The sequence below is a fragment of the Halomonas sp. 3D7M genome (genome assembly GCF_014897885.1).
Classification (GTDB): domain Bacteria; phylum Pseudomonadota; class Gammaproteobacteria; order Pseudomonadales; family Halomonadaceae; genus Vreelandella.
Map to the genome: position 1 here is coordinate 1 of NZ_JABUZF010000069.1, position 2,455 is coordinate 2,455.

General features: G+C 55.3%; 2 protein-coding genes and 1 pseudogene. 2 read left to right on the forward strand and 1 reads right to left on the reverse strand.

Annotated features, from left to right (window positions below):
- Both INT22_RS02375 and nirD read left to right on the forward strand, forming a co-directional pair.
- Window positions 1-1,036: pseudogene (locus INT22_RS02375) on the forward strand (nitrite reductase (NAD(P)H)); the annotation flags it as partial.
- 62 nt (window positions 1,037-1,098) lie between these two features.
- A complete protein-coding gene (nirD, locus tag INT22_RS02380) occupies window positions 1,099-1,488 on the forward strand; it encodes a nitrite reductase small subunit NirD (RefSeq protein ID WP_193067587.1) in 390 nt (129 codons plus the stop codon).
- A gap of 23 nt (window positions 1,489-1,511) precedes the next feature.
- Here nirD and INT22_RS02385 read toward each other — a convergent pair whose 3' ends face one another.
- The gene (locus tag INT22_RS02385) at window positions 1,512-2,399 is read right to left on the reverse strand and encodes a MurR/RpiR family transcriptional regulator (protein ID WP_193067588.1); all 888 of its coding nucleotides are present in this window, start codon (window positions 2,397-2,399) and stop codon (window positions 1,512-1,514) included.
- Window positions 2,400-2,455 lie beyond the last annotated feature (56 nt).

A 2,455-nucleotide genomic window follows, 5' to 3' on the forward strand; every position in this document is an offset into this window, starting at 1 on the left:
CCGCCAGGAGCTTTACGATATTGTGCGCGTAGAAGGCATCAAAACCTTCAGCGAATTGATCGCAAAACACAGCAATCAAGACACCCACTGCCTGGGCTGCGACATCTGCAAGCCCGCTGTGGCGTCTATTCTGGCCTCCTGCTTCAATGAGCCGATCACCGACGCGGCGCATATTCCTCTGCAGGATACCAACGACACCTTTATGGCCAACATGCAGAAAAACGGTACCTACTCTGTGGTGCCGCGCATTGCAGGCGGTGAAATCACTCCCGATAAGTTAGTCGTGCTCGGGCAAGTGGCCCAGAAGTACCAGCTTTACACCAAAGTCACCGGCGGCCAGCGCATCGATCTGTTCGGCGCACGTTTAGAAGACCTCCCCGCTATCTGGGGCGAGCTCATTGAGGCAGGATTTGAAACCGGCCACGCCTATGGCAAATCACTACGCACGGTGAAGTCCTGTGTCGGCAGCACGTGGTGTCGCTACGGTGTGCAGGACAGCGTCGGCATGGCCATCAAACTGGAAAATCGCTACAAAGGCCTGCGCGCGCCCCACAAGATTAAGTTTGGTGTTTCAGGCTGTACCCGGGAATGCGCCGAGGCTCAGAGCAAGGATATCGGTATTATCGCCACCGAAAACGGCTGGAACCTCTACGTGTGCGGCAACGGTGGCATGCGCCCTCGCCACGCTGAGCTGCTCGCCACTGACCTGGACGACGAGCAGCTCTACCGCACCATTGACCGCTTCTTGATGTTTTATGTACGCACCGCCGACCGACTGCAGCGCACCTCCGTATGGCGCGAAAATCTCGACGGCGGCCTGGAGTACCTCAAAGAGGTGATTCTGGAAGACAGCTTAGGCATTAATAGCGAGCTGGAGCGGCAAATGCAGCATGTTGTCGATAGCTACCAGTGCGAATGGGCCAACGCCATCAGCGACCCAGGCAAACTCAAACGCTTCCGTAGCTTCGTCAACGATGCGCGTCCCGACCCGTCAATCATTATGACCTCCGAGCGTGGCCAGCTACGTCCCGCTTAAACACTAATGCCCTGCTTAAACACTACATAATCGCAAACCAGACAACGTTAATGAGGTAACTGATGACCGCGACCGCACTCAAACACACCGTAAGCACCGACACCTGGCAGCCGCTCTGCACTAAAGCTGACTTAGTAGCATTTTCCGGCGTCGCTGCTTGGTTGAACACGTCAGAAGGCCCTGCCCAAGTGGCCATTTTCTACTTACCGAGGCAGCGCTCCCAAGGACAGGAGAAAGAACTCTACGCCCTTGACCACTTTGACCCGTTTTCTAACGCTAACGTCATTGCCCGCGGCATTATCGGTGATGTTAAAGGCAATCCAGTGGTTGCCTCGCCACTCTATAAGCAGCATTTTCGCCTTGAAGATGGCCAATGCTTAGAAGATGAGAACATCAAGCTGCGTACCTGGAAAGTCGCGTTTAGGGGCGAGGAGGTATGGGTACAGGGGTAACTGACAGCTGCTTTACGATGACGTTACTCCCGTCGAGGAATAGCACTCGCGTAGGTATTCAGGCTCAAAAAATGTTCATCTGCCCGCTGCAGCGCCTCGAGTGTCTGTGATCGATCATCTTCTGCCAATAAGGTGCACAGTACTTCTGAGATGGCTAAGGCGGGCGTTAACGTATGGAAAAAGCTGTCGCTTTCCGTGGGGCAAAAAATCGTCTGCTCTGACAGCCCGACCAGTGGCGATACTTCACTATCGGTGATCGACAGAATCGTCAGCCCCTTGTCTTTTGCCAACTGCGTCAGTTCCAGTGTCGCTACTGCGTAAGGTTTGACGGAGACAACCAGCAAGGCCTCTTCGGGCGTGGCGCAAATTAGCGCATCGCCGCCGGTTCCTGCCGGTCCATCCAGGTGAACCGAGCGGTCCCCCAACAGTGACATAACATAATGGAAATGCCACGCCACGGAGTGGCATGAACGCAACCCTAGTACATACACTTTTCTAGCTGATTTCAGCGTATTAGCGATGGCTTCCAACCGTTGCAGTGAGTCAGGCTCACAGAGCTGAGAAATCTGAGCACTCAGCCCATGCAGCATATGCGCGGCGATATTGCCGTTGGCCGAGGCTCTAGCCCCCTCGTTTCGCTGGCGAACCTTGGCGGCAAAACCATCGTTCCCCCGCCGCAACGCTGCCACATAGTGCTCGCGAATATCATCGTATCCTTGCTTGCCCAGAAACTTTGCAAGCCGCGTCATGGTGGCAGGTTGCACCGCCGCATGGCGCGCCAACTCGCGCATAGAAACCAGTGCCACCTCATCAGGGTGTTCCAGCACGTAGCGAGCCGCCTGCTGGAGCTGCGGCGACATGGCATCGTACTGGGCGATAATCTGCTCCCTTAAAGGGTCGCGCTGCGGCATGTGTGTTGCCTCTTATACGGCTTGTTAAAACAGCCGCCGATTTAAACGTTACTGTT

What these genes read in the sequence shown, in the direction of transcription:
- nirD (WP_193067587.1), top strand. Translation starts at nt 1,099, where the DNA reads ATGACCGCGACCGCACTCAAACACACCGTAAGCACCGACACCTGGCAG.
- INT22_RS02385 (WP_193067588.1), bottom strand. Translation starts at nt 2,399, where the DNA reads ATGCCGCAGCGCGACCCTTTAAGGGAGCAGATTATCGCCCAGTACGAT.